Below are 26,858 nucleotides of genomic sequence, written 5' to 3' on the forward strand. Positions count from 1 at the left end.
TTTAAAGCGGCATCCATGTCGAAATTGGTTTTGGTCATATGTCATCTCTTTTTTTGCTTAGTTTAACGAAATGACACAGAATTATGAACACTACCAATGAGTGAGCAGAATAATCTGTTCAGCTTAAGATTAGATTTCCGATTGCTTCCGAATGTTCATATCGAAGAGTTTTTAGCGTTATTCAACTTGTCCATCGTACTCAAACAAATGGCTAACTTAGGTTATTTATCTGAAAGTGGTGAAATACTTCAGGCAGATACTGAGAAAGCTGAGAAACTGCACAAAGCGTTAAATCAGCAGTTTGAACGAGCGAGCTAACGATTATGAGTAGTGAGGCTTCATTAGAACAACTACAATTCGATTCGGATAATTTGTTTAATCGTTTAAGCGAGGCGTCTCCACTCGAAGCAAGCCGGCTGCTTTTAAAAGTTGAACTCTTTGATCAGCGCAACTCTCTCGAGGTGATGTCGCAAGTTCATGAACAGGTAATGCAAGAGCAAAACGGTGCATCTAGTTTGGTAAAACCTGTTTTCTTAAGTATTTGTGATGGTCTTGTGGGGATCAAAAAGCTCGGGTTAAAAGATAAAGGTATTACTGCTAGTCGATTGGCGAATGAAGTTGAACAGTTTGACTATGATCAGAATAGCCAAGTCTCACAGGATCAAAGGCTAGATAAAGAACGACTAGACGCGTCTTCGAAGGGTAATAGAGATAATAAAGGCGAATACAGTCGCGATGAGCTTGAAAACAAGTCGGCGCTCAGTAACTATAAAAAGAATCGTTATAACGAAAGTAGTCAAACCTACAGCGAACTAGAAACAAACGAAAACGGTCAACGTCGAAGACTTCACAGAAGTAATAGTGAACGGGTCTCTGCTCTTCGTTCTAACGGCGAGAAAACGTCAAAGCGTATTTCGCATACTGACCATAACATCCCATTAAAATACCTTTTTGATGAATACGGAGTAAGCAAAGCGTTGTCGAAAGAGGACATTAAACGGATTGCTAACCGTGATACAAATTTTGATGAAATTTCTGCGCAACTGAACACGAAAAAGGGTGCTAAAACTTGGACTCAACTGGCTGCTGATGTTGAACTAAAGAGAAATGAATTGCTTAGCAAACAGAAAAAAGGAAAGCTAAGTCAAAAGCAGCAACAAGAGTTAGAGGCTCTGCCAACCAAACAAACATTGGCAAATGCCAAGCAGCGAGAAAAAGATGCTCGTAAAGCCTCAGATGGAGAGGCCAATAAAACCGTTGCGCGAAATTTAACTAAAGACAGCAAACTTGTAAAAGAGGCTGTGGGAAGTGCCGCTGAACAGGGAAAAAAAGAACTCCAGAACCGAGGAATAGGCGAAGTCATTCTCTTGATCGTAAAGCCGATTATGTTTGAATTTAAGGACATATTTGCTAACGGAATTGAATTTGGAACAGATAAAAGCTCGACGTTGTCGGCGCTTAAGTATCGTTTAAACCGTGCCTTTGAGTACGTAAAACGAAACGTAGCGGCTATGGGGTTTGATGTTATAAAAGATGCGTTATTAAACCTTTGCCGAAATATCGTTAATGCGATCGTGGACATGTTCGTAGGTATTCTGAAAAAGGGCCTTAAAATCGTGATGGAAGGGTTTTCGGCCATCATGCAATCGATAAAAATTCTGTGCAGCGATTCCAGTCCCGCACAAAAAGGCGATGCGATCACGAAGCTTCTAGCTACAACTGTTACGACTTATGTCGGTTACTCGTTTGAAGAGACCATACTTGGTTTTGTTAGCAAAATGCCGATGGGCGATATTTTGTCGGAAGCCATGATGGTTGTTGTTACAGGAATTTCGTCGTCAGTTGTTGTTTGGTTGCTTGATCAGTTAGACCTCTTCTCGACTAAGCTAGAGAAACGCACTCAGCGAGTACGAGAAGTCTATAGTCTACGAGTGTTACAGATTAAAGAAAACACAGATGCGTATGAGGCAAGTGCTCTCGAACAAATAGCAAAGCAACGACTTACACAACGCAAGCTTGCTCAAGATATGAACCATGCGATAGAGCACGGCGATGATTTAAACCTTCCAGTCTTAAATATGGCTAAATGGCTGAAAATAGATCTAAAGGTAAAAACCACCGATGACTTTGTTAAGTTGCTTGAGGGCGATGCGCCGCTGGTTATTGACTAGTGGCACGGCAGCAATAGCCGCCACCCTTGAAATCCGATATAATCACACATACGTAGAATAAACGAACACCCAAACGAAGTAACATCATGTCAGCTATTCAAACGGTCGATAATTTAGATTACGCATTTCCCCCTAAGCCTAAACCTTTAACGGATGAGCAAAAGGCGGAATATAAAGCGCGCATTAAACAACTACTGCAAGATAAAAACGCAGTCTTGGTGGCGCATTACTACACCGATCCCGAAATCCAGGCGCTTGCCGAGGAGACCGGTGGCTGTGTGGCTGATTCATTAGAAATGGCGCGCTTTGGCCGTGACCATGATGCCAAAACATTGATTGTCGCTGGTGTGCGTTTCATGGGCGAAACCGCGAAGATCTTAACGCCCGAAAAAACCGTGTTAATGCCGACCCTAAAAGCCGAGTGCTCGCTTGATTTAGGCTGTCCACCGGATAAATTCGCAGAGTTCTGTGACCAGTACCCGGATCGCACCGTGGTGGTGTATGCCAACACCTCAGCCGCCGTTAAAGCACGTGCTGATTGGGTCGTCACCTCAAGCATGGCGCTTGAGTTAGTGGAACACCTCGATAGCCAAGGCGAGAAAATCGTCTGGGGACCGGACCGTCACTTAGGTGGCTATATTCAAAAGCAAACCGGTGCCGACATGGTGATGTGGCAGGGCGCGTGTGTGGTGCACGACGAGTTTAAAGCCAAAGCCTTGCGCGACATGAAAAAACTGCACCCTGAAGCCGCGATTTTGGTACACCCAGAATCACCGCAAAACATTGTCGACATGGCCGATGCCGTGGGTTCAACCTCACAGTTAATTAAAGCCAGCCAATCATTGCCCAACGATACCTTTATCGTGGCAACAGACCGCGGCATCTTCTACAAGATGCAACAGTTGCAACCTAATAAGACGTTCCTAGAAGCGCCCACAGCCGGTAATGGGGCAACTTGTCGCAGTTGTGCACATTGCCCGTGGATGGCGATGAACGGCTTGGTGGCTATCGCTGAAGCCCTTGAGCACGGCGGTGAACAGCATGAAATTCATGTTGACCCGCAGCTCGCGAAAGAGGCGATGATACCCCTCGATCGCATGCTGGCATTCAAAAAGTAGCATAAAAAGCAAATATACAAGTTAATTTCTGCATGATAATGTAGTTCCACTGAATAACTATTCGTGGAGATGTCATGCGTCTGTATCATGCCGATGACGTCCGTGATAATTGCGGGTTCGGCCTAATTGCGAGCATCGAAGGTGATGCTCGCCATGATCTCATCAGCACCGCTGTACAAGGTCTCGACCGTATGCAGCACCGAGGTGGTATCGGTGCCGACGGTAAGACCGGTGACGGCTGCGGCTTGTTGCTACAAATTCCAGAACAATTCTTTCGTGAGTACGCAGAGCAACAAGGCTGGAACCTCGGCAAGAAATTTGCCGTGGGCATGGTCTTTTTTGCACGTAACTCCGATAAACGCGAATCTGCACGCCACCTCATAGAGCAAGAACTACAAAAAGAAACCCTCAGTGTGGTGGGCTGGCGTAAAGTCCCAGTCGATGATTCCGTATTAGGCGAAGGCGCAAAAGCCGCCGAACCTAAAATCGAACAAGTATTAATCAGCGCCCCCACGGGTTGGCGCAAAAAAGATATTGAACGTCGCCTGTACATGGCGCGCCGTCGGGTCGAACAAAAAGTCGAGCAAGGCGTATTCAGCGCCGATGAACTCTATATCTGCTCAATGTCGAGCTTGCTGTTAGTCTACAAAGGCTTGATGATGGCGGGGGATTTACCACGCTACTACCCCGACTTGGCTAACAAAGCGCTGAAAACCTCAATCTGCGTTTTCCATCAACGCTTTTCTACCAATACCCAGCCGCGTTGGCGGTTAGCGCAACCGTTTCGTTTTCTTGCTCACAACGGCGAGATCAATACCATTCGGGGTAACCGCCAGTGGGCGCAAGCGCGTATCTACAAATTCCATAGCCCACTCCTGCCTGATTTACAGCAAGCTGCACCCCTAGTGGGCCAAGAAGGCTCCGACAGTGCCTCGCTGGATAATATGCTGGAGCTGTTACTCGCAGGCGGTATGGACTTGTTCCGTGCCATGCGGTTACTGATCCCACCCGCCTGGCAGGGTGATAGCACCATGAGCGATGAGATGCGTGCTTTCTATGAATTTAATGCCTTGCACATGGAGCCGTGGGACGGTCCTGCCGGCGTGGTCATGAGTAACGGGCGTCACGTTGCCTGTAGTCTCGATCGTAACGGTCTACGTCCAGCACGCTATGTCCTGACAAAAAGCGGTATTCTCACCATTGCCTCAGAAGTCGGTATTTGGGATTACGAAGAACACGACGTACAAGAAAAAGGTCGCCTCGGTCCTGGCCAAATGATGGCGGTGGATACTTACACCGGACGCATTTGGCACAACGGCGAAATCGAAGATGACCTGAAAAGTCGTCAGCCCTATCGCCAGTGGCTCACCGAACATCGCCGTCGCTTAGTGCCGTTCGAACGCTGCAGTGCCGATAAAATCGGGCAGCGCTTGTACGACGACAACCAAATGCTGGTGTTGCACAAAGCCTTTTTATACACCCGCGAAGAACTGCAACAAGTGGTTGCCGTGCTTGCCAAGGACGCGCAAGAAGCGGTTGGCTCGATGGGTGACGATACCCCAACGGCGGTGTTATCAAAACAACCGCGCTTGCTGTACGACTACTTCCGCCAGCAATTCGCGCAAGTGACCAACCCCGCAATAGACCCGATTCGTGAGCGCCATGTGATGTCGCTCGAGACCATCATCGGGCGCGAGCATAACGTGTTCAGTGAGGCATCAGGCGATGCCGACCGCGTCGTGTTTGAGTCACCGATTTTGATGTACACCGACCTCAAGCAGCTACGCGAGCTCGATGAGCATCATTATGGTCACGCCACCCTGAGTCTGGCATTTAGTCCAACCGAGAAAAACCTCGAGCAGGCGCTTGCCGACTTGGTCGACGCCGCCATCGATGTGGTGAAAAACCAACACCGCGTGATGGTGATCCTCAGCGACCGTGAATTTAGCAAAGGCGAAGTGGTGATCCCCGCACCGATGGCGGTGGGCGCCGTGCAACAAGCATTAGTGAAAGCACAGTTACGCTGTGACTCGAATATCATTGTCGAGACCGGATCAGCGCGTGATCCGCACCATATGGCGGTGCTACTTGGTTTAGGAGCCACCGCGGTGTATCCGTTCCTAGCCTATGAGAGCGTTGAACAACTGGTACATCAAGGCAAATTGGCAATGGATGTCAAACAAGCAGTGATGAACTACCGCCAAGGTTTGAATAAAGGCCTGCTTAAAATCCTCTCTAAAATGGGTATCGCCAGTATTGCTGGCTATCGTGGCTCGTCACTGTTTGAGGCGGTGGGGCTGAATCAAGAAATTCTCGATGCCTGTTTTGCCAACGCACCGGCACGTATTAACGGCACCAGCTTTGCCGATGTACAAACCGATCTACAACGTATCTTCCAGCAATGCTGGCTAAAACGTAAGCCACTGCCCCATGGCGGCTTGCTCAAATACGTACACGGTGGCGAATACCACGCTTACAACCCCGATGTGGTCACCTCACTGCAAGCCGCAGTAGCGAGCGGTAAGCAAGCAGATTACGCAGTGTATCAGCGCTATGTGAACGAGCGCCCAGTCGCGCATATTCGCGATTTACTTAAACTCAACCCAAGCGCGGCAACACCGATTGATATCAACGACGTCGAGCCGAAGGAAGCCTTGTTCCCACGCTTTGATACCGCAGCCATGTCAATTGGCGCACTCAGTGCCGAAGCGCATGAAGCACTCGCCGAGGCGATGAACCGCATTGGCGGGCACTCTAACTCCGGTGAGGGCGGTGAAGACCCCAAACGCTTTAACAGCAGTAAAAACTCGCGCATTAAACAAGTGGCGTCGGGTCGCTTTGGCGTGACACCGCATTACTTAGTAAATGCCGATGTCATACAAATTAAAGTAGCGCAGGGCGCGAAACCCGGTGAGGGGGGGCAGCTGCCCGGCGAAAAAGTGACCGCAGAAATTGCTCAACTGCGTTTTGCGGTGCCTGGCACCACACTGATCTCACCGCCACCGCATCATGATATTTACTCGATTGAAGATCTCGCACAGCTGATCTTCGATCTCAAACAAGTGAATCCAAAAGCCTTGGTATCGGTGAAACTCGTCTCCACCCCAGGCATTGGCACCATCGCCACCGGCGTTGCTAAAGCCTACGCCGATTTAATCACTGTGTCGGGCTACGATGGCGGCACCGGTGCCAGCCCGCTTACCTCGGTTAAGTATGCCGGCTCGCCGTGGGAGCTAGGTCTTGCCGAAGTGCATCAAGCGCTGGTCGATAACAACCTGCGCCATAAAATCCGCTTGCAAGTGGATGGCGGACTCAAAACCGGCCTCGATGTGGTGAAAGCCGCTATCCTCGGTGCCGAGAGTTTTGGGTTTGGTACCGCCCCCATGGTGGCATTGGGTTGTAAGTACTTACGTATCTGCCACCTGAACAACTGCGCCACCGGTGTCGCTACCCAAGACGAAACCTTGCGTAAAGAGTTCTTCCGCGGCTTGCCCGAGCGGGTTATCACCTTGTTCGAGTTTATTGCCGAAGAAGTCCGTGAGTGGCTCGCAAAACTGGGCCTAAACAGCATTACCGACGCCATTGGGCGCGTGGACTTACTTGAGCGCTTACCCGGCGAAACCCAACGCCAGCACTCGATGGATCTCGGACCCTTGCTCGCGGCAGCGGGTACCGCGTCGGAGCATGCCAAATACTGTGTCGAGAAAAATCCGCCTTATGACCCAGGCCGACTCAATCAGCGCTTACTCGAACTCACGCGTCAGGCAATTGATAACCGCCAAGGGGGCAGCTGGTCACTCACCATTCGCAACGATGACCGCTCAGTGGGGGCTATGGTCAGTGGTTATATCGCACAAAAACACGGCAACCAAGGCATGGCGGTAGCGCCTATCCAGCTCGGCTTTATGGGCACCGCAGGTCAAAGCTTTGGCGCCTTCAATGCCGGCGGACTTAAACTGCACCTCACCGGCGATGCCAACGACTACGTCGGTAAAGGCATGGCGGGCGGCAGTATCGTCATTAAGCCACGGACCGGTGTGAGCTACGCCAGTGAGGTATCCACCATTATGGGGAACACCTGTTTGTACGGTGCCACGGGCGGCAAGCTCTATGCAGCAGGCTGTGCCGGTGAGCGCTTTGCGGTGCGTAACTCAGGCGCCACCGCAGTGGTAGAAGGCATTGGCGACCACGGCTGCGAGTACATGACCGGCGGTATCGTTGTGGTACTCGGTCAGTGCGGTATTAACTTTGGTGCCGGTATGACCGGTGGGTTCGCCTACTTGCGTAATATCGACGGTGACCTGCATCGACGCCTAAACGGCGAACTGGTCGAGGCGGTTGCAGTGGATAAACCCATTATCAAAGAACACCTGCGCGGTCTGATTCATGAACATCACGAAGCCACCGGCAGTCAGTACTCCAGACAGCTACTGGCAGAGTTTGATGACATCGTAAAACAGTTTGTCATCGTTAAACCTAAGTCCGCTGATATTGCGTCGTTGCTAGGCCACCGCGCCCGCTCGACCGCCGAACTACGTGTGCAGGTGATGTAATGAACAAGAATGTATATCAATTTTTAGACGTACAACGCATCGACCCACCCAAACACCCGGTCGAATCGCGTCGTATCGAATTTAAAGAAATCTATGAACCCATGTCCGATGTGCAGCTGGAAGGTCAAGCCGACCGTTGCCTCGACTGTGGTAACCCCTATTGCGAGTGGAAGTGCCCAGTGCACAACTACATTCCGCAATGGTTGGAGCTGGCTAACCAAGGCCGCGTATTTGAAGCCGCCGAGCTCATGCACAAAACCAACAGCCTGCCCGAAGTTTGTGGTCGCGTGTGTCCGCAAGACCGTTTGTGTGAGGGCGCATGTACGCTTAATGATGACTTTGGTGCCGTCACCATTGGCAGTATCGAAAAGCAGATGGTCGATCAGGCGTTTGCACAAGGCTGGCGCCCCGACTTAAGTGATGTCGAGGCACGCCCCGAAAAAGTCGCCATTATTGGTGCCGGTCCCGCTGGGCTCGCCTGTGCCGATGTGTTGGTACGTAACGGTGTGAAACCTGTGGTGTATGACCGTTACCCCGAAATCGGTGGACTCCTAACCTACGGTATTCCACCGTTTAAGCTCGATAAACAAGTACTGAAGTTACGTCGTGAGATCTTCAGCGACATGGGTATTGAGTTTAAACTCGGCGTAGAAGTGGGCAAAGATATCGACTTTGATACCTTAATGGCAGATAACGACGCCGTGTTTTTAGGATTAGGCACCTACAAGGCGCTGGATGGACGGTTAGAAGGGCTTAACACGCCTGGCGTGTATCCAGCACTGCCGTTTTTAATTGGTAACACCCAGCGCTTACTGGATACCGCCATGCCCGATTACCCGCTGATTAACCTCGAAGGCGAAAAAGTCGTGGTGCTCGGCGGCGGTGATACCGCGATGGACTGTGTACGCACCTCTATTCGTCAAGGCGCTGAATCGGTGGTCTGTGCCTACCGGCGCGATGAACAAAACATGCCCGGCTCGCGCCGCGAAGTGCAAAACGCACGCGAGGAAGGGGTCGAGTTTGAATTTAATCTACAACCGCTCGCCGTGGTGGCAGGTGAAGATGGTCGCGTCAGTGGTGTCAAAATGGTGCGCACTGAGCTAGGCCCTGCCGATGAAGAAGGTCGTCGCCGACCGCAACCGGTACCGGACTCTGAGTTCGTAATGCCGGCGACCGCCGTGCTCATTGCTTTTGGTTACCAACCCAATCCGCCGGAGTGGTTAAACGCGCACCAAGTGAACCTGAGCGAGTGGGGCACGGTACTTGCCACAGCAGAGCCCGATCAAATGGGTCTATTCGCGATGCAAACCAGTAACCCAAAGATTTTTTCCGGGGGTGACATGGTACGCGGTGCGGACCTCGTCGTCACTGCGATAGCCGAGGGCCGTACCGCTGCAGAGGGCATACTCGATTATTTGGACAGCCAAGCCGATAATCATTAGTATGAGCACTATGAATATACTCTTATTAGGTTATGGCGATATCGCCCAACGCAGCGCACGACTGATGGTTGCCGACAATCATCAGGTCGTCGGCGCGTGTCGTAATCCCGACAACAAACCACTGATCAACGGTGTCGAGACGGTGGCAGCCGATGCCAGTAATGAACAAGACCTGCGTGCCTTGTTCAGCGCCCGCAAAGTCGATCTGGTGGTGGTCACCCTAACGCCGAGCGAATACTCCAAAGAGGGGTATCGTCAAGGCTATGTGGTGCCGTGTCGGCATTTGCAGCAAGTCATCAGCGAGCTCAGTTACTCACCCTATGTGATTTACGTCTCCAGCACGGGCGTTTATGGCCAACGCGAAGGAGAGTGGGTGGATGAATCCTCCCCGACGGCGCCGGATTCTGATTCTGGGCAAATGCTGTTACAAGCCGAACACCTGATCCGCGACTTACCCGTGCCTTCGACGATTTTACGTTGCAGCGGTATTTATGGTGAGGGGCGCGACTTTATGCGCAAGCAGTTGCAGCAGGGCAAAGCCACCTTGCGTGATAGCTGGACCAACCGCATCCATCAAGATGATGTGGCGAGCTTCATCTTTCATTTAGTGCGCTTTCCGCAACACCGTCATCGCCTATTTTTGGTGTCGGACGATAAGCCCACCAAACAATACCAAGTGTATCAGTACCTTGCCGAGCAAGAGGGCGTTGAACTCAATGGTCCAGTGGAGCCCGGTCCAGGTCCGCGCGGCTCGAAACGCTGTAGTAATCGCTTACTCCGCAGCACCGGATACAGCCTCTTATACCCCAGTTATAAAGAGGGGCTGGCGCAGCCATAACGGTGCGCCAGAGGAGTTGGTTACTTAATATTCAACTAGCCTTTTTGTAACAATTTTGTTGTTGCGTAACGCCCGCGTGTTTGGTCTAATGTCGGACAATTCATGGATGAAGCAAACGTCTGACAAAGACACGCAGCGAAAACGGAATTTAACGCGCTCAGGTAATTGGGAACCTCAACCCAAGGGCGGTAGCGTGTCCGAATTGCAATTCATCTCAATCTATTCTACGCTTCTTAAACGTTTACTTTTTAGTCACGGAATTACCCGTTAAGTCGTTTTTGACTTAATTTTATGACACCCAGTGTGAAGGAATCACCTATGAAAACGTTCATTTCGTTAGCATTAACCTCTTTGTTGGTGTGCGCTCCAGCATTAGCGCAAGATAAAGAAAGCACCACAACAACCTCATCAGGCTCAACCGCCTCAGGTTCTGCATCGGGTACGGCGTCGGGTACAGCGACAGGCTCTGCTGGTGCGACTTCAGCAGGTGCTGCGGGTACTGCAGCCACAGGCGCAGCCGCAGGTGGTTTAACCGTTGGTACGGTTGCAGCAGCAACGGCAGCTGTCGCAGCGGCTGCGGTAACTGTCGAAAACAACAGAGACGACAGCTCGAACACCACCACAAGTACGTCGACCACAACCAATAATTAATTCGTGAAGCAGTGTATTAACGGCGCGATAGCCTTTATCGCGCTGTTAACCTTGTCTGCCTGTCAGTCGGTGAGCGACCAATGGTTGTCCTCGGGCTTGCAGGGGGCGAATGCAACGGTCGCTTACTGGTTAAACTCCGCAGAGCAGCACCGTTTATCGCCTGAGCAGCTTAAGCAGTTACCGGGTGCCGCGGTTTATGCAAAACTCGGCGACAATGCCACCGCAACCATGGTGCTATCTGAGATTGAGCAGACACCAGACTACACGGTGAAGCGTTGGGTGACTCAGAACGAGGCGCTGGTTACGCGAAACGGTCGTGTCATACGTACACAAGGGTTAACCACCAATCGCATTTATACGGCAAAGCAAGAAACCGATCCGCTGGGATGTTGGCAGCAAAACGTGAACCGCAGTAAGCATCCATGTCCAGCGCTGTGGCGCTCTGTTGCCGACGTGCAAAATAACCAAGGCCGTGTTGAGCGCATGCACAGTGCTCATCAGTTAAGTTGGCAACAGCGCACCGAGGTCACTACCCCGCTAAGAGGGGCGATTCCAACACGTGTGCTCGCCGAAGAGGTCAGTCTACTTACTCATCATGGCAACACGACGACCACTCAACACTGGGTGAATCGCTATTGGATCAGTATCAGTGATGGCACTGTGGTACGCAGCGAACAGCAATTAACCCCTCATGCAGACGATCGCATCGTGATCAGCGAGGCACGCTACTAAATGTCATCGCGTGTTCAGTGGGTAATCGTGGTACTCGCGCTCAGTAGTTTGTTGCAAATAAAGCACGCGGTAGCCGAGCAAAAAACACCGCTTTCTGCCGCGATCGTCATAACGGGTGATAACGCAACACTGCAAGCGCTGCAGTTTTATGGTGAGCCGCGACTGCATGATCTCATCACGCGCGTACCCAACGCACACCAAATGTATTGGCGTAGTGCACGACTATGCACGCCAGAGCTGCAAAACAAACTCGAACTCAAACGCAAGGCGCTTATCGTCCAGTTAAACTTGCTGGCGGGTATTTACCAACGCAATGATAAACCGGCGTTGTCTCAACAAGCACAATTACTAAAACAGCAGATACAACAGTGGCCCTTGCTCGCGACGATTCAACACGGTATCGAGCCCGATAACTTACTGGGGACACCGCGTGATAACTGGCGTTTAAACCCACGTTATTCACACTATAGCTTGGTTATCAGCGATGCGCCCGAAGGCACGCACGACGTTGGGCTCTCGCACGAAATGAGCGAAGGTGAACGTTTTGAGGTCGATCAAAGTGGCAAGGTGACACCGATTACGTCCGAAAATGCTTGGCAACTCATGCTGCAACCCGGTAGCCATGTATTTACAGGCTTTGCGCGCTCACAGTTGCCGGCAGGATTCAGTGATATCAACCACAGAGCCGTTGAGTTGTTGCGTTATTGGCAACCGGGCAAAGCCCTTAAACAACCGAGTAGTCCATGTCAGGCTTAAGCAAAATCGCCCTTGCATTAATCGCTGCTAGCGCGAGCTTAACCGCACACGCGCAGAGCCAATCGGATTATGGTGGCGTCGGGTTGATGCAAATGCCGACGGCGCGCATGCAGCCGCAAGGAACGCTGAGCCTAACCTATGCCGATAACGATGCGTTTCGACGCATGTCCGTGAACTTACAAGTGTTTCCGTGGCTCGAGGCAACCGCGCGGTACACCGATATCCGTTACGAGAAATACAGCCTCGACCCCAATTTCAGTAGTCAGAGCCTTAAAGATAAAGGCGTAGACGTAAAATTGCGATTGCTACAAGAAACCCAGTGGCGTCCAGAAGTGGCGCTAGGCTGGCGCGATATGGGTGGCACGGGATTGTTCGCGGGTGAATATCTGGTGGCAAGTAAGCAGTTTGCACTGGGTGATCACAACAACTGGGGACACCTCGATATTACCGGCGGAATCGGTTGGGGCTATTTGGCACAACGCGGCAATATTAATAATCCGCTGTGCCATGTTGCCGATAGATTTTGCCAACGCACCGACACCACAAAGGGAACCGGCGGCCAGTTCGAAATCGATGACTGGTTTAGGGGGCAGACCGCTGTGTTTGTCGGCATGGACTATCAAACACCTCACGCGCCGCTGAGCATACAGCTCGAATATGACGGCAACGATTATAAGAATGAGCGTTTTAAGAACCCGATAGACCCGACGCTTACCGAGCCGCCAGTAAAAGCCGATAGCCCGTGGAACTGGGGCGCCAAATACGCGGTGAGTGAAAACCTGAGCTTAGGGCTGAGTTATCAACGTGGTAACACCCTGATGTTTAACATCTCGGTGAAGGCGGATTTATCCCATAACCCGATGCCGCAACAAAGTGCAAAACCACGCGCGTATCACGCACCGGATAATAATCACCAACCGGCAACCAGTAGCAATAAAGCCAATGAGCTTTCAGTGTTAAGTGAGCGTTTGCAAAACGAGGTGGGCGTTGAGTTAAACGCGGTGCAGCAGAACCAACATCGGCTCACATTATTTCACAACGATCACAGTGATTTTCGCTCGCACCAAGCGCGTATCGAACGGAGCACGCGCATTTTGGCAAACATCGCGCCCAACGATATAAAAAGCTATGAATGGGTCAGTGTGAACCACGGCATGGCGGTTAGAACCGATACCGTGAACGCCGATGAATTTAAAGCCACCTTGCTCGGCGAGCGCTTTAATCAACCGCTGAGCCGCACTGTTAAAAGTCACAGCAGTAGCGATGCAACGCAGCAAGGCGAGTGGCTTTGGCGCAAACAACAGGCGTTTCCAAGCTGGGATTTAGATGTCGCACCACGGCTTAAACAGTCGATTGGGAGTGCCGAAAAACTCTATTTTTACCAGCTCTCGGTGAATCCAGCGCTCACTTTTAATCTCACACCGCGGTGGCAGTTTAAATCGGAGTGGGGCATCAATATCGTCAATAACTACGATGAGTTTAACTACTTTGTTGATGCCTACGAGAGTGACTTACCGCGTGTAAGAACCGAGGTGCGTAAGTACTACGACGAGCAAGACATCTGGATGGAGCGTTTATACAGTCGCTACACCGCAAAGCTCACCCAGAATTGGTATGGCGCCGCCTATGCAGGGTATTTAGAACGCATGTTCGCAGGTGTCGGGGTGAGCGTATTAAACCGCGACTTTGCCAGTGACTTTGCTTGGGGCGTTGATATTAACCGAGTACAACAGCGCAGCCCCGATAGTACCTTGGGCTTAGCCGACTATCGTGTATGGACAGGACATATCACCGGCTATTACCAGCCCAGCCGGTTCCCTAATGAGTTGTTTAAACTCGCCGTGGGTCGCTTTTTGGCGGGCGATGAAGGTGCACAACTGTCTTACGAGCATAAGTTTGATTCCGGCACCATTGTGGGTGCTTACGCCGCGGTGACCAATGTCTCGAGCCAAGAATACGGTGAGGGTTCGTTTACCAAAGGCGTGTATATCAGTATTCCATTCGATCTGTTCTCGGTGAAGCCGAGTCAAAGCCGTGCCGCGTTAGGCTGGCAGCCCATTACCCGAGATGGCGGGCAAATGCTTAGCCGCCCTGTCAGCTTGTATGGCATGACCGATAGCCGAAACCCGTTTTATAACGAGCAGTAATTCCATTTTAAATAGTCATTTGAGTCGACCACATTCATCATGAAACGTTTTTTAACTGTTGCATTAACCTCCCTGTTGATAAGCAGCTGTGCCTTGTCTCCAGGCGCACACATTCCTGACCCATCCGGCAGTAGCTTGCTTGCGGATAGCGATTACACCAGCGGCGAGGCGTTTAAAGAAGCAGACTGGAGCGATTTGGTAGAGATCCACGCCATCAGCCCGATGCTGATTGCTCAGCTGGATGCACATCAGACAAGTTCTGAGCCTCAAGCCAACCCGCAGCTGGAACAGGCACGAAACCAATACGATTATGTGGTAGGGCGTGGCGACATTCTCAATATCACCGTGTGGGATCATCCCGAACTCACGATTCCGGCGGGCTCGATGCGTGCGCCCGCCGAGGCCGGCAACTGGGTGCATAACGACGGCACCATTTTTTACCCTTACGTGGGTAAAATTCAGGTAGCGGGCAAGCGGGTCACCGAGATCCGCGAGTTAATCACCGAACGCCTGGCAACCTATATCGAAAAGCCACAAGTGGATGTCACCGTAGCGGCGTTTAGAAGCCAACGGGTTTATGTCACCGGTGAAGTGAAAAAACCCGGCACGCTACCTATCAGTAATGTGCCCATGACATTAATCGAGGCGGTCTCGCAAAGTGGCGGACTCACTCCAGCAGCGGACTGGACCGAAGTGACCCTCACCCGCGGCAGCGACGAGCAGGTCTACTCGTTGCGCGATCTCTACCAACGCGGTGATACCCAGGAAAACATTATTTTAAAAGCTGGCGACATTATTAACGTGGCGCGTAACGATCATCGCAAAGTGTTTGTACTAGGTGAAGTCACCAAGCCACAGAGCTACCCGGTCGGGCGCTACGGGACAACCCTCGCCGAGGCACTGAGTGATGCAGGTGGCTTGTATAACAACACCGCCGATGCGTCGGGCATCTTTGTAATCCGCCAGTCGCAACCAGATTCAGGTTACCTCGCCCAGGTATTCCAACTCGATGCGAGCAACGCCACCGCACTCGTGCTCGCCGAGCAATTTGAGCTACAACCACGCGATATTGTGTATGTCACCGCCGCACCAGTAGCACGCTGGAACCGCGTAATTAGCCAAATACTGCCCTCAGTAACTGGCCTATATAGCATCGCCCGCGCCCGCGACGACATCCAAAACTAAGCACATGCTTACCGCCAAAACACCGGCGTAGCAAAACCCAAACACCGAGGTAGCTTGCGCCTTTGGCGCAAGGAAAAACACAAACCTAGACACCGAGGTAACTTGCGCCTTTGGCGCAAGGAAAAAAGAAAGATGTTCGACAAGATCCTTATCATTTGCACCGGCAACATCTGCCGCAGCCCGATAGCAGAGCAGCTGTTGCAGCAAGCGCGACCCGACAAACATATCAGCAGCGCCGGGATCGCCACCGAAGCCGCCAAACTCAGCGGCCACGACATCGATAAAACCGCACGCGAAGTCGCCGAAGCCAATGGCGTGAACCTACAACCGCACAGCGCCCGGCAAGCCGATCGCCACCTGATAGCCGATCACGATCTCGTGCTGGTGCTTGAACACAAACAAAAAGAGATACTCAGCCAACGCTACCCCGAAGCCCGAGGCAAAATCATGCTACTTGGACAATGGCAAGCCGGCGGCAAAGACATCGCCGACCCGTATAAAAAGTCAAAAGACTTTCATCAACAGGTACTCAGCGAGCTCCAGCAAGCCACCACCCTGTGGGCAGAGAGACTCTAACCCGTACCTCGTGCCTCTGGCACGAGCAAAGCAAAAAATCCCGTACCTCGTGCCTTTGGCACGAGCAAAGCAAAAAATCTCGTACCTCGTGCCTTTGGCACGAGCAACCAAGCTTGGATAACCCGACAAACCATGACTGACGTAAACAACAAACCACAACCGCAAGCCCAGACAGCAAACAGCAACGAAGACGAGATCGATCTCGGTCGCTTGTTTGGACTCCTACTGGATGCGAAATGGACCATCATCGGCATCACCTTGGTTGCCATGCTCTGTGGCGTCGCCTACGCCTTACTTGCAACCCCGGTCTACAAAGCCGATGCCTTACTGCAAGTAGAGAAAAAATCCAGTGGCATGCCCGCACTGGGCGGTGACATGGCGGAAATGTTTGCGCAAGAGAGCGAGGCAGAAACCGAAATTCAGATCATGAAATCGCGCATGGTCATCGGCGCCGTGGTGGACCAGCTCGACCTAACCATCATCGCGCAACCCGACTATGCGCCTATCATTGGTAACTTTCTTGCCCGTCGCGCCGAGCAAAAAGACCAAATTAAAATCGCCGAACTGCGCGTACCCGCCTACGCCACCGGCAAAGCGTTGACCTTGGTTGTTGACGGCGCAGATTCTGGCGTTTTTGGCACGGATTCTCGCGCCAAAGGCGCGAGCTACGATGCTTCGGATGACGTAGGTCGCGCCTTTGGCGCGACATTTGAGCTCATCTACGACGACAAAGTCGTCCTTTCCGGCAACGTCGGCTCAACCGAACAATCCGGTGGTTGGCTGTTAAACATCACCGATGTCACCACCCCTAACACCAACAGCTTTACACTCGTAAAAACCAGCCGCTTAAGCGCTATCAACCACTGGACATCACAGCTATCTGTGAGCGAACAAGGCAAACAGTCGGGCATCCTCTCAGCCAGTATTCAGCACACCAACGCGCCATTGGCACAGCAGGTATTAGACGGCATTGCTAAAGAATACATGCTGCAAAATATCCGCCGTAACGCGGCAGAGGCACAAAACAGCCTTGAGTTTATCGAGAAGCAACTACCCAACTTAAAATCCGAACTCACCGCAGCAGAAGAAAAGCTCAACCAATACCGCCTTAAAAGCCAGTCGGTGGATCTGAGCATGGAGACCGAGGGCCTGTTAAAACAGGTCGTAGAATACGAAAAGCGCTTAAATGAACTCAGTTTTAAAGAGGCAGAGCTGGCGCGTTTGTACACCCAGCAACACCCACAATACCAAGCATTACTCGAACAAAAGCAACGCCTACAAAACGAACAGGCTGAGCTGATGGCAGAGATCGAAGAACTGCCCGAAACGCAACAGGAAGTCTTGCGTTTAACCCGCGATGTAGAGGTTAACCAAGAGATTTATCTGCAGCTGCTGAACCGCATGCAAGAGCTTAACGTGATGAAAGCAGGCACCGTGGGTAACGTGCGCATACTAGACGACGCCGTCATCCAGCCACAGCCAGTGGCACCGAAGAAGCCGCTAATCGTAGTACTGGCGACCATGCTGGGTGGGATGCTCGCCGTTGGCTTAGTGTTTGTGCGTGCCGCCTTTAATCGCGGAATTGAATCGCCCGAGCAGCTCGAAGATGTAGGGATTCCTGTATACGCCAGCGTTCCCCGTTCCGAGACACAAGAAAAACTCGAAGCCAAACTCGAAAAGCACCTTAAACGCCGTAAAAAGGGCAAAGATGAAGAGCATTTACCGCTGCTGGCACAATCTGAACCAACCGATTTAAGTATCGAGGCGCTGCGCGGGCTACGCACCAGTTTGCACTTTGCCATGCTCGAGGCGAAAAACAACATATTGATGATATCCGGCCCGAGCCCTGCAGTGGGTAAATCTTTTATTACCGCCAACTTGGCTGCGGTATTAGCGCAGTCTGGTAAAAAGGTGCTTGCAATAGATACCGACCTACGCCGCGGTTACTTACATAACCTGTTGCATGTCGACAACGACAACGGGCTATCGCAGTACCTATCGAATCAGTGCGATGAAGCATCACTGATAAAACAGACTCATGTCGCGAATCTAGACACCATTAACCGCGGCATGGCACCGCCCAACCCGTCAGAACTGTTGATGCACCCGCGCTTTGAAGAGCTGCTCAACAGCCTATCGAAACAATACGATTACGTACTGTGCGATACACCGCCCATTTTAGCCGTAACCGATGCTGCCATAGTCGGCCGCTATGCTGGCACCAATATGCTAGTGACCCGCTACGGTCGTAACCCAGTGCGCGAAGTGGAGGCCACCATCAAACGCTTTGCCCAAAACGGTGTAGAGATAAAAGGCGCGGTGCTGAATAGCGTAGAACGTAAACCAAGTTCTTACTACGGCTACGGTTACGGCTATGGCTATGGGTACGAATACAAATCAAAGTAGGTCGTGCCGTTGGCACGACTAAAACAACCCCACAATAACCCTGCGCGTTGCGCAACGCGCAGGGTAAACAAACACAATAACGCCAGGATGGCGAACGAAGTGATAAAGGGAATTTAAATGAGCAGCACATTGTTCAAAAAGCTAGAAAGCGGTGAGATGACCATCGCTGTTATCGGACTCGGCTATGTGGGCCTACCGCTTGCTGTGGAATTTGGTCAAAAGTTTAAAACACTGGGTTTTGATATCAACCAAAAGCGCGTGGCGGAACTGAATAGCGGACAGGATCACACACGTGAAGTTGAACCCGAGCGCTTACAACAAGCCGAATACCTTTCTTACACCAGTGATGTTAACGCACTCGGCGATGCCGATGTGTTTATTGTCACGGTGCCAACCCCCATTAATAAACATAAACAGCCCGACTTAACGCCGCTTATAAAAGCCAGCGAGACCATTGGCAGCGTGATTAAAGCAGGTGCAGTGGTGATCTACGAATCCACCGTTTACCCCGGTGCCACCGAAGAGGACTGCCTCCCTGTTGTTGAGCAACACTCAGGCTTAGTACTTAACCAAGACTTTTTTGCAGGCTACAGCCCCGAGCGCATCAACCCAGGCGATAAAGAGCACCGTGTCACCACAATAAAAAAAGTCACCTCAGGCTCAACTCCCGAAATCGCCGATTTTGTTGATGCCTTGTACAACACGGTGATCACCGCAGGTACCCATAAAGCGACCAGTATAAAGGTAGCTGAAGCGGCAAAAGTAATTGAAAACACTCAGCGGGATGTAAACATCGCACTCATTAACGAGTTGGCGATGGTGTTTAACAAAATGGGCATCGATACCCAAGCGGTGCTTGAGGCGGCGGGCACTAAATGGAACTTCTTGCCTTTCCGACCGGGGCTTGTCGGTGGTCATTGTATTGGCGTAGACCCTTACTATCTAACACATAAGGCCGAAGCGGTGGGTTATCACCCCGAGATGATTCTAGCGGGGCGGCGCGTGAACGATAACATGGGTCGCTTTGTGGCAGCAGAACTCGTAAAGGCGATGATGCAAAAAGGCCTCTGCGTGAAAGACGCAAAAGTACTATTGCTAGGCTTAACCTTTAAAGAAAACTGCCCTGATATTCGCAACACCAAAGTCACCGATATTATCACTGAGCTCAACGAGTACGGAGCACAAGTAGCGGTGTACGACCCATGGGTTGATGCCTCTGAAGCTGAGCACGAATATAACATTACCCCAATTAATCAACCTGAAACGGGCGAATACGATGCGGCGATTATTGCCGTTGCGCATGATGAATTTAAGCAGCTTGGTGAACAAGGAATACGGGCGTTGTGCAAAAAGACACACGTGCTTTACGACTTAAAGTATGTGCTAACGGCCGAACAAGCCGACTGCCGTCTTTAATAGCTCGCAACGCAAGGATGCCATCATGACACGATACGACGAAGTAAAACTCGAACTCACTAAAAAGCCCAAAATCTGGTTAGTGACTGGTGTAGCTGGCTTTATTGGATCAAACCTACTTGAGACTTTACTCAAACTTGATCAACGCGTTGTTGGTCTTGATAACTTCTCTAACGGTTTTGAACATAACCTCGATGAGGTTAAGTCACTGGTCTCAGAAAAACAGTGGCAAAGATTTGAGTTCGTGGAAGGTGATATACGCGATATTGATACCTGCAGAAATGTCATGTGCCACAGTGCAGGGCCAGTAGATTATGTCTTGCACCAAGCGGCTTTAGGCTCTGTACCGCGTTCAATTAACGATCCCATCACTAGTAACAGCGCTAACGTAACCGGTTTCTTAAACATGTTAGTCGCAGCGAAAAACGCCAATCATGTTCAAAGCTTTACCTACGCGGCCAGCAGTTCGACCTATGGCGATCACCCGGCATTACCTAAAATTGAAAAGAATATAGGTAATCCGTTATCACCTTATGCAGTCACTAAGTACGTTAATGAGCTCTACGCCGAAGTATTTGCCAGAACGTACGACTTTAACACTATTGGATTGCGTTATTTCAATGTATTTGGACCTCGCCAGACCCCAGAAGGAGCATACGCCGCCGTAATTCCAAAATGGACGGGCGCGATGATCCGCAATCAGGATGTATTTATAAATGGTGACGGCAAGACCAGCCGAGACTTTTCTTATGTAGCCAATGCCGTGCAATTAAATATCTTGGCGGCAACGGCTCCTGATGAGGCAAAGAATCAAATCTACAATATGGCGCTTGGTGACCGAACCACGCTTAATACGCTTTTTGAATCGATAAAAGAACACCTGGCGCTAAACGGGGTGAGTTACGAAAAATCCCCAATATATCGGGATTTTCGCCCGGGAGATGTACGCCACTCGCAAGCGGATATTAGCAAAGCACAGCAACACCTTGGGTATGCGCCTACTCACAAAATCCTCGATGGCATTCAAGCGGCAATGCCGTGGTACGTAAAAAATTTAGAGCATTAATATGAAAATTTTAGTCACTGGCGGTGCTGGATTTATCGGTTCGGCTGTAATCCGCCACCTGATCCATAATACAGAGCACAGTGTGGTTAACGTTGATAAGTTGACCTATGCCGGCAATCTGGAAAGCTTAGCCTGCATTGAAGGCAGTGAACGCTATGCATTTGAGCATGTCGATATTTGTGGTGCGCATGAAATAAACCGCGTATTCTATAAGCATCAGCCAGATGCGGTGATGCACCTAGCAGCCGAAAGCCATGTAGATCGTTCCATCGACGGTCCGTCAGAGTTCATCCAGACCAATATCATTGGTACGTATACGCTTTTAGAGGCAGCGAGAAGCTACTTCAATGGGCTTGATGAATCACGGCAGCAAGCGTTTCGGTTTCATCACATATCAACGGATGAAGTGTATGGAGACCTCGAAGGTACCGATGAGCTCTTTACAGAAACAACCGCATACGCACCAAGCTCACCCTATTCAGCCTCTAAAGCGAGCTCTGACCATTTAGTTTGCGCGTGGCATCGAACGTTTGGCTTACCCGTGATAGTGACAAATTGTTCGAACAACTACGGGCCTTATCACTTTCCTGAAAAATTGATCCCTCACATGATCTTAAATGCATTGGAAGGTAAGCCTTTGCCCGTGTACGGCGACGGAAAGCAAGTACGAGACTGGCTGTATGTTGAAGATCACGCTCGCGCTCTGGTTAAAGTGGTTACCGAGGGAGAGGTGGGTGAAACCTACAATATTGGTGGGCACAACGAGAAGCAAAACATCGAAGTTGTGCAAACCATCTGTGACTTATTAGAAGAGTTAGCACCACAAAAGCCCTCAGGCATTAACAACTACCGAGATTTGATCACTTTTGTAAGCGATCGACCTGGTCACGATCTGCGCTACGCAATTGATGCAACCAAAATTGCAAATGATCTTGGCTGGAAACCAGGTGAAACCTTTGAATCCGGTATACGCAAGACCGTCCTATGGTATCTCGATAATAGTCAATGGTGTAACAGTGTCCTAACAGGCGATTATCAACTTAATAGATTAGGGAATTCGTAGAATTATTATGAAAGGAATCGTTCTGGCAGGCGGATCAGGAACCCGCCTCTACCCAATAACTCGTGGGATCTCAAAGCAGTTACTACCCGTTTACGATAAGCCGATGATTTACTACCCGCTGTCCGTACTGATGCTGGCGGGTATTAAAGATATATTGCTGATCACTACTCCCGAAGACAAGGATGGGTTCAAACGCCTGCTTGGTGATGGTAGCCAATGGGGCGTTAACCTGGAGTATGCAGTGCAACCGAGTCCAGACGGTTTAGCACAAGCTTTTATTATCGGTGAGGACTTTATCGGTAAAGATAGCGTTTGTTTGGTCTTAGGTGACAACATCTACTACGGGCAAGGGCTGAGTAAATTACTGCAGAGTGCTGCGCAACGTGCTAGCGGCGCCACGATATTCGGATATCAAGTAACCGATCCTGAACGCTTTGGTGTCGTAGAGTTTGACGATAACCAACGTGCGATTTCCATAGAAGAGAAGCCAAAAAATCCTAAATCAGATTACGCGGTAACAGGTCTGTATTTTTATGACAACGATGTGGTCGACATCTCTAAAAACGTAAAACCTTCCGCACGAGGTGAACTCGAGATAACCAGCATTAATCAAGCCTACCTAAAACGTGGTGACTTAAACGTTGAATTGCTTGGTCGGGGTTATGCATGGCTCGATACTGGTACCTTTGACTCACTGCATGAAGCATCCAGTTTTATAGAAACACTCGAGAAACGACAAGGCTTGAAGATTGCCTGCCTAGAAGAGATTGCCTACCGAATGGAATTCATCGGTAAAGATAAGTTGTTACAAGAGGCTGAAAACCTGAAAAAGAACAGCTACGGCGCTTACCTCAAAAAGTTAGTAGAAAAAGGTAAATAGCCATGAAAATTATTGAGACGAAAATTCCAGACGTAAAAATCATCGAGCCACAAGTGTTTGGCGACGAGCGTGGCCTTTTTATGGAGACGTGGAACGAAAAGGCGTTTCGTGAAGCAGGAATTGGTACCAAGTTTGCTCAAGATAATCACAGTCGTTCCGTAAAAAATACACTTCGTGGGTTGTACTATCAAATTGAATAGCCACAAGGGAAACTGGTTCGAGTAAACCGAGGTGAGGTATTTGATGTTGCCGTTGACCTTCGTCAAAGCTCGCCAACGTTTGGCCAATGCGTTGGTGAACATTTGTCTGAAGAAAATAATCGGATGCTGTGGGTGCCGCCCGGTTTTGCTCATGGTTTTCTGGTAGTAAGTGAAACCGAAGACTTTCAATATAAACGCACGGTTTTTTACGAAAAGAAGTATGAACGAGCTGTACATTGGACAGATCAAGAACTAGAGATTAGTTGGCCATTAAAATCTGGGGAAAAACCTTTGACGTCACACAAAGATAAATATGGTAAACCTTTCTCCTCGGCTGCCTACTATGCGTAATAAAGCGTTGGTAGACTGATACGTCAATAAATAGCACTCAGACGCCCATAAAACTCGTCCTGGCAGCGGCATTAATGATGGGTAATGGCACATCTAACTTTTGTTATTAAATCAAATGTAGCTTAGCAGTGTTTGTAATAACATACACGAATATATTGAAAGCCGATTCGGGAGAGTTTTCGGTTGTAATTAAGGGCTACAAATTTATTACTTTTGTCGGGATGATAGTATATACATTAATGTAAAGCAAGAAATTTAAGGCACACTTTAAACCGAACGCAATACAGCTATCATACTATAATAAGAAAAAGAATTTTTTAACATTATCAGAAGAATTGTAAATAATGCCGTTGATTATTGATATACTTCGTTCAAGCATATTAATTTTATGATTTTGAGCTAACAGTGTTGCAGTGAAGGAGGACTTGATTGATATTAAAATTTAGAATAGTACATTCAATACATCGATTCGTGATTCTGTGAAGTCTATATATCTCCTACATGGTTATCTATCTCAGCATTTTATTAAGGTGCAGAAACGGTGTTGTTAGAAAAAATAAACTTATAACGACGTCATTAAAAATTAAAAAATAAATAGTTAAAATAACTATATTGAAACCTAACTATATTGAAACCTAACTCTAAAATTAGAAAAGTAAATGAATCTTAAAAGAAAAGCCATAACAGGTGTAAAATGGAGCTTTGTACAACAATTTAGTGTGCAAGTTATAAACTTTTCTGTTCAAGTAATACTAGCACGTTTACTAATGCCTGAAATGTTTGGCCTAATAGCTATGGTTATCGTTTTTATATCCATTGGAACAGCATTGATGGATGGCGGTATGACGAGCTCACTCATCCGAACCAAAAATCCAGAACAAGTCGATTATTCGACCGTATTCGTTACTAACCTTATAGTTAGTATTCTTATTTATGTTGTTGTTTATCTTTCCGCACCTTACATCGCAATCTTTTATGAACAAGAGGTGCTTACCGATGTAATCCGTTTACTGGCAGTTAGTTTTGTAATTAAAGCTTTTGTTGCAGTTCATGTGGCAAAATTAACTAAAGAAATGAACTTCAAATTACAGATGCAGTTGCAATTACCTTCGACCTTCATTTCAGGAACGGTCGGTGTAACGATGGCAAGTATAGGATTTGGTGTGTGGAGTTTAGTGTGGCTTAATCTTGTTCAAGCTATAGTATTTACGGTACAAAGCTGGGTTTTCATACCATGGAAACCTTCATTAATATTCGATAAAAGTATTTTTCGACGTCATTTTAAATTCGGTTATAAATTAACTATAGCCAGTTTAATTGATACTATATACAACGACGCTTATCGTATAGTTATTGGTAAGTTTTTTACTCCAGCTCAAGTTGGATACTTTCATCATGCAGACACGCTAAGGCTGTTTCCTGTTCAGCAGATTAGTGCTGTTGTAGGAAAAGTTTCTTATCCTTTTTTTTCCGACTTAGATTGCGATAAAGCACTGAAAATGGCATACCAAAAACTTCTAAAGTTATTGCTTATAATCGTAATACCCTTAATGCTATCACTTATTCTAATCGCTGAGCCAGGATTTCGCTTTATATTTGGTGAAAAATGGTTGCCAGCAGTTCCTTACTTTCAAATTTTAGCTATAGTATCGATTTTTCGTCCCGTAAGTGCTTATAATTTGAATATTTTAAAAGTTAAAGGAAGAAGTGATGTTTTTCTAATTTTAGAAGTTTTAAAAAAAATAGCAGGTGTCGCATTCTTAATAGGAGGGGTATACTTTGGAATTATTGGTTTGGTTCTCTCTTTTTCGATTTTTTCTATAGTATCATATGTTGTTGATATGTATTTTGGTGGAAGAAAAATAAACTATGAAGTGTGGGAGCAAATATCGGATATTTATCCATTATTAAAAGCTGGTTTTGTCTCATTCATTGCTTCTTTTTCTTTAAAAGCAGTTCTGTCTGATTTGATTCAATCTGATTTTTTACAGATAATTACGTTTGGAGGTTTTCTAATAATTTCCTTTTATGCGGCACTATACTTATTTTGTAAAGAGACGTTTGGACTAATTAAAATTCTAAGTGGACTAAAGGAATAAATTTAGCCTAATAGTTTTGTAATCCATTAACTTAAGCTTCGGAAATAATGGAGTAGCAATGTTCTCAGTGGTAATACCTCTTTTCAATAAAGAGTTAAGCATCCGTAAAACTATTGCGTCAGTTTTAAACCAGTCTTACCAAAACTTTGAAATCTTGGTTGTTAATGATGGCTCGACTGACAATAGCTGTAATGTCGTAAAAGATATCAAGGATGATCGGATTCGATTAATAAACCAAAGTAACCAAGGAGTGTCGGCTGCTAGAAATTGCGGTATAAAAAAAGCTAATTTCCAGTGGGTTGCCTTTTTGGATGGCGATGATATATGGAAAGAAGATCATCTACACGAATTTGTACTAATGATAAATAAATTTCCAAATGAAAAAGTTTTCGCTACTTCCTTCGAATATTCTGATGGAAGAGTTTTTTTTAGACACCATCGAAACGAGAAAATATGTAGAGTTGAAGACTATTTCACAGAAGCATGTTATGAGCCTATACTTTGGACTAGTGTTGTTGTTGTATGTAAAAATAGCTTAGTACAAATGGGCGGGTTTAACGAAAGTCTTATCCGAGGCGAAGATCTTGACTTATGGGCTCGATTAGCACGAGAAAATTTAATTGTAAAAAGTAGTGCGATTACTGCAACTTATCGCGTTGATGCAGAAAACCGTAGTATTAAGCATTCTGGAACTCGTAAAAGTATTATTTACGATTTTTCATTTGATGATTTATCAAATGAAAGAGAAGTTAAATACTTTAAAAAGTTGGTGGTTTCGAAGCTAAGAGAGTGTCTAGTACAAAGAAACTTTGCTAATTTCATAAGGATTTATTTAAAACACTATAAGAAAATAAGCCTTTTAAATGTTTTTTATAAATAAAATAAATAATCACTTAATGTCTTTATCAAATAAAATAATCGACTTCATTGATAAATTTTAATTGTTATCCTTATCTTTGCATCATAATCTTGTGGTTTATATAATTAGAAATTATTAAATTTTATGGTAGTCAGGTAAAGAGATATTTCAAGTGTTTCGCTCTATGCCTCTAGGTTTGATTTGAAGTAAATTAAAGGTTTGTTTTAGTTTCGCTTATGTTTTTATCGTTATTTATTTCCTGAATTCAGATAATAACCGCAACACTCATGTAATGGGATAGGTCGGAAGGAGGTCAGCTACCCACATGTGGTAGTCTTACTTTTCGACC

At 48.2% G+C, this 26,858-nt stretch carries 19 protein-coding genes and 1 pseudogene; all 20 read left to right on the forward strand.

Features of this window, described 5'->3' with window-relative positions; all coding sequences use genetic code 11:
- Positions 1–96: 96 nt before the first annotated feature.
- Positions 97–318, forward strand: coding sequence for a hypothetical protein (locus DFP83_RS12720; protein WP_110576339.1), 222 nt, complete (start codon positions 97–99; stop codon positions 316–318).
- Positions 319–323: 5 nt separating this feature from the next.
- Positions 324–2,171, forward strand: coding sequence for a DNA repair protein (locus DFP83_RS12725; RefSeq protein WP_110576341.1), 1,848 nt, complete (start codon positions 324–326; stop codon positions 2,169–2,171).
- Between the two features lie 86 nt (positions 2,172–2,257).
- Entirely contained in the window at positions 2,258–3,289 is a 1,032-nt protein-coding gene (gene nadA / locus DFP83_RS12730; RefSeq protein ID WP_110576343.1) for a quinolinate synthase NadA, read from the forward strand.
- Between the two features lie 74 nt (positions 3,290–3,363).
- On the forward strand, positions 3,364–7,842 hold the full coding sequence (gene gltB, locus DFP83_RS12735) for a glutamate synthase large subunit (RefSeq protein ID WP_110576345.1): 4,479 nt from the start codon (positions 3,364–3,366) through the stop codon (positions 7,840–7,842).
- A complete protein-coding gene (locus tag DFP83_RS12740; protein ID WP_110576347.1) occupies positions 7,842–9,284 on the forward strand; it encodes an FAD-dependent oxidoreductase in 1,443 nt (480 codons plus the stop codon). Before gltB ends, DFP83_RS12740 begins: the two co-directional genes overlap by 1 nt.
- Positions 9,285–9,294: 10 nt before the next feature.
- Positions 9,295–10,122, forward strand: coding sequence for an SDR family oxidoreductase (locus DFP83_RS12745; RefSeq protein WP_110576349.1), 828 nt, complete (start codon positions 9,295–9,297; stop codon positions 10,120–10,122).
- A gap of 318 nt (positions 10,123–10,440) precedes the next feature.
- On the forward strand, positions 10,441–10,773 hold the full coding sequence (locus tag DFP83_RS12750; RefSeq protein WP_110576351.1) for a hypothetical protein: 333 nt from the start codon (positions 10,441–10,443) through the stop codon (positions 10,771–10,773).
- A gap of 3 nt (positions 10,774–10,776) precedes the next feature.
- Positions 10,777–11,505, forward strand: coding sequence for a YjbF family lipoprotein (locus DFP83_RS12755; protein WP_110576352.1), 729 nt, complete (start codon positions 10,777–10,779; stop codon positions 11,503–11,505).
- Complete coding sequence (locus DFP83_RS12760; RefSeq protein WP_110576354.1) at positions 11,506–12,261, forward strand: capsule biosynthesis GfcC D2 domain-containing protein; 756 nt, start codon at positions 11,506–11,508, stop codon at positions 12,259–12,261.
- Positions 12,249–14,408, forward strand: coding sequence for a YjbH domain-containing protein (locus tag DFP83_RS12765; protein WP_110576356.1), 2,160 nt, complete (start codon positions 12,249–12,251; stop codon positions 14,406–14,408). The genes DFP83_RS12760 and DFP83_RS12765 overlap by 13 nt, the downstream gene beginning before the upstream one ends.
- Before the next feature lie 39 nt (positions 14,409–14,447).
- Complete coding sequence (locus DFP83_RS12770; protein ID WP_110576358.1) at positions 14,448–15,593, forward strand: polysaccharide export protein; 1,146 nt, start codon at positions 14,448–14,450, stop codon at positions 15,591–15,593.
- A 132-nt stretch (positions 15,594–15,725) separates the two neighbouring features.
- Positions 15,726–16,169, forward strand: a complete 444-nt coding sequence (locus tag DFP83_RS12775; protein ID WP_110576360.1) for a low molecular weight protein-tyrosine-phosphatase — start codon at positions 15,726–15,728, stop codon at positions 16,167–16,169.
- Between the two features lie 132 nt (positions 16,170–16,301).
- Positions 16,302–18,575, forward strand: coding sequence for a polysaccharide biosynthesis tyrosine autokinase (locus tag DFP83_RS12780; RefSeq protein ID WP_110576362.1), 2,274 nt, complete (start codon positions 16,302–16,304; stop codon positions 18,573–18,575).
- A 117-nt stretch (positions 18,576–18,692) separates the two neighbouring features.
- Complete coding sequence (tviB, locus tag DFP83_RS12785) at positions 18,693–19,991, forward strand: Vi polysaccharide biosynthesis UDP-N-acetylglucosamine C-6 dehydrogenase TviB (RefSeq protein ID WP_110576364.1); 1,299 nt, start codon at positions 18,693–18,695, stop codon at positions 19,989–19,991.
- Between the two features lie 25 nt (positions 19,992–20,016).
- Positions 20,017–21,057 carry an NAD-dependent epimerase/dehydratase family protein gene (locus DFP83_RS12790; protein WP_110576366.1) on the forward strand — a complete coding sequence of 347 codons (1,041 nt, stop codon included), beginning with the start codon at positions 20,017–20,019 and terminating at the stop codon, positions 21,055–21,057.
- 1 nt (position 21,058) lies between these two features.
- On the forward strand, positions 21,059–22,120 hold the full coding sequence (gene rfbB, locus DFP83_RS12795; RefSeq protein ID WP_110576368.1) for a dTDP-glucose 4,6-dehydratase: 1,062 nt from the start codon (positions 21,059–21,061) through the stop codon (positions 22,118–22,120).
- Between the two features lie 7 nt (positions 22,121–22,127).
- Positions 22,128–23,000 (forward strand): glucose-1-phosphate thymidylyltransferase RfbA, encoded by an 873-nt coding sequence (gene rfbA / locus DFP83_RS12800; RefSeq protein WP_110576371.1) that lies wholly within the window; start codon positions 22,128–22,130, stop codon positions 22,998–23,000.
- Positions 23,001–23,002: 2 nt separating this feature from the next.
- Positions 23,003–23,551 (forward strand): annotated as a pseudogene (rfbC, locus tag DFP83_RS12805) (dTDP-4-dehydrorhamnose 3,5-epimerase).
- A 659-nt stretch (positions 23,552–24,210) separates the two neighbouring features.
- Positions 24,211–25,650, forward strand: coding sequence for a lipopolysaccharide biosynthesis protein (locus DFP83_RS12810; RefSeq protein WP_110576373.1), 1,440 nt, complete (start codon positions 24,211–24,213; stop codon positions 25,648–25,650).
- Between the two features lie 58 nt (positions 25,651–25,708).
- Complete coding sequence (locus DFP83_RS12815; protein ID WP_110576375.1) at positions 25,709–26,530, forward strand: glycosyltransferase family 2 protein; 822 nt, start codon at positions 25,709–25,711, stop codon at positions 26,528–26,530.
- Positions 26,531–26,858 lie beyond the last annotated feature (328 nt).

The sequence above is a fragment of the Idiomarina fontislapidosi genome (assembly GCF_003226255.1).
GTDB lineage: Bacteria > Pseudomonadota > Gammaproteobacteria > Enterobacterales > Alteromonadaceae > Idiomarina > Idiomarina fontislapidosi.

What these genes read in the sequence shown, in the direction of transcription:
- DFP83_RS12720 (WP_110576339.1), top strand. Translation starts at nt 97, where the DNA reads ATGAGTGAGCAGAATAATCTGTTCAGCTTAAGATTAGATTTCCGATTG.
- DFP83_RS12725 (WP_110576341.1), top strand. Translation starts at nt 324, where the DNA reads ATGAGTAGTGAGGCTTCATTAGAACAACTACAATTCGATTCGGATAAT.
- nadA (WP_110576343.1), top strand. Translation starts at nt 2,258, where the DNA reads ATGTCAGCTATTCAAACGGTCGATAATTTAGATTACGCATTTCCCCCT.
- gltB (WP_110576345.1), top strand. Translation starts at nt 3,364, where the DNA reads ATGCGTCTGTATCATGCCGATGACGTCCGTGATAATTGCGGGTTCGGC.
- DFP83_RS12740 (WP_110576347.1), top strand. Translation starts at nt 7,842, where the DNA reads ATGAACAAGAATGTATATCAATTTTTAGACGTACAACGCATCGACCCA.
- DFP83_RS12745 (WP_110576349.1), top strand. Translation starts at nt 9,295, where the DNA reads ATGAATATACTCTTATTAGGTTATGGCGATATCGCCCAACGCAGCGCA.
- DFP83_RS12750 (WP_110576351.1), top strand. Translation starts at nt 10,441, where the DNA reads ATGAAAACGTTCATTTCGTTAGCATTAACCTCTTTGTTGGTGTGCGCT.
- DFP83_RS12760 (WP_110576354.1), top strand. Translation starts at nt 11,506, where the DNA reads ATGTCATCGCGTGTTCAGTGGGTAATCGTGGTACTCGCGCTCAGTAGT.
- DFP83_RS12765 (WP_110576356.1), top strand. Translation starts at nt 12,249, where the DNA reads ATGTCAGGCTTAAGCAAAATCGCCCTTGCATTAATCGCTGCTAGCGCG.
- DFP83_RS12770 (WP_110576358.1), top strand. Translation starts at nt 14,448, where the DNA reads ATGAAACGTTTTTTAACTGTTGCATTAACCTCCCTGTTGATAAGCAGC.
- DFP83_RS12775 (WP_110576360.1), top strand. Translation starts at nt 15,726, where the DNA reads ATGTTCGACAAGATCCTTATCATTTGCACCGGCAACATCTGCCGCAGC.
- DFP83_RS12780 (WP_110576362.1), top strand. Translation starts at nt 16,302, where the DNA reads ATGACTGACGTAAACAACAAACCACAACCGCAAGCCCAGACAGCAAAC.
- tviB (WP_110576364.1), top strand. Translation starts at nt 18,693, where the DNA reads ATGAGCAGCACATTGTTCAAAAAGCTAGAAAGCGGTGAGATGACCATC.
- DFP83_RS12790 (WP_110576366.1), top strand. Translation starts at nt 20,017, where the DNA reads ATGACACGATACGACGAAGTAAAACTCGAACTCACTAAAAAGCCCAAA.
- rfbB (WP_110576368.1), top strand. Translation starts at nt 21,059, where the DNA reads ATGAAAATTTTAGTCACTGGCGGTGCTGGATTTATCGGTTCGGCTGTA.
- rfbA (WP_110576371.1), top strand. Translation starts at nt 22,128, where the DNA reads ATGAAAGGAATCGTTCTGGCAGGCGGATCAGGAACCCGCCTCTACCCA.
- DFP83_RS12810 (WP_110576373.1), top strand. Translation starts at nt 24,211, where the DNA reads ATGAATCTTAAAAGAAAAGCCATAACAGGTGTAAAATGGAGCTTTGTA.
- DFP83_RS12815 (WP_110576375.1), top strand. Translation starts at nt 25,709, where the DNA reads ATGTTCTCAGTGGTAATACCTCTTTTCAATAAAGAGTTAAGCATCCGT.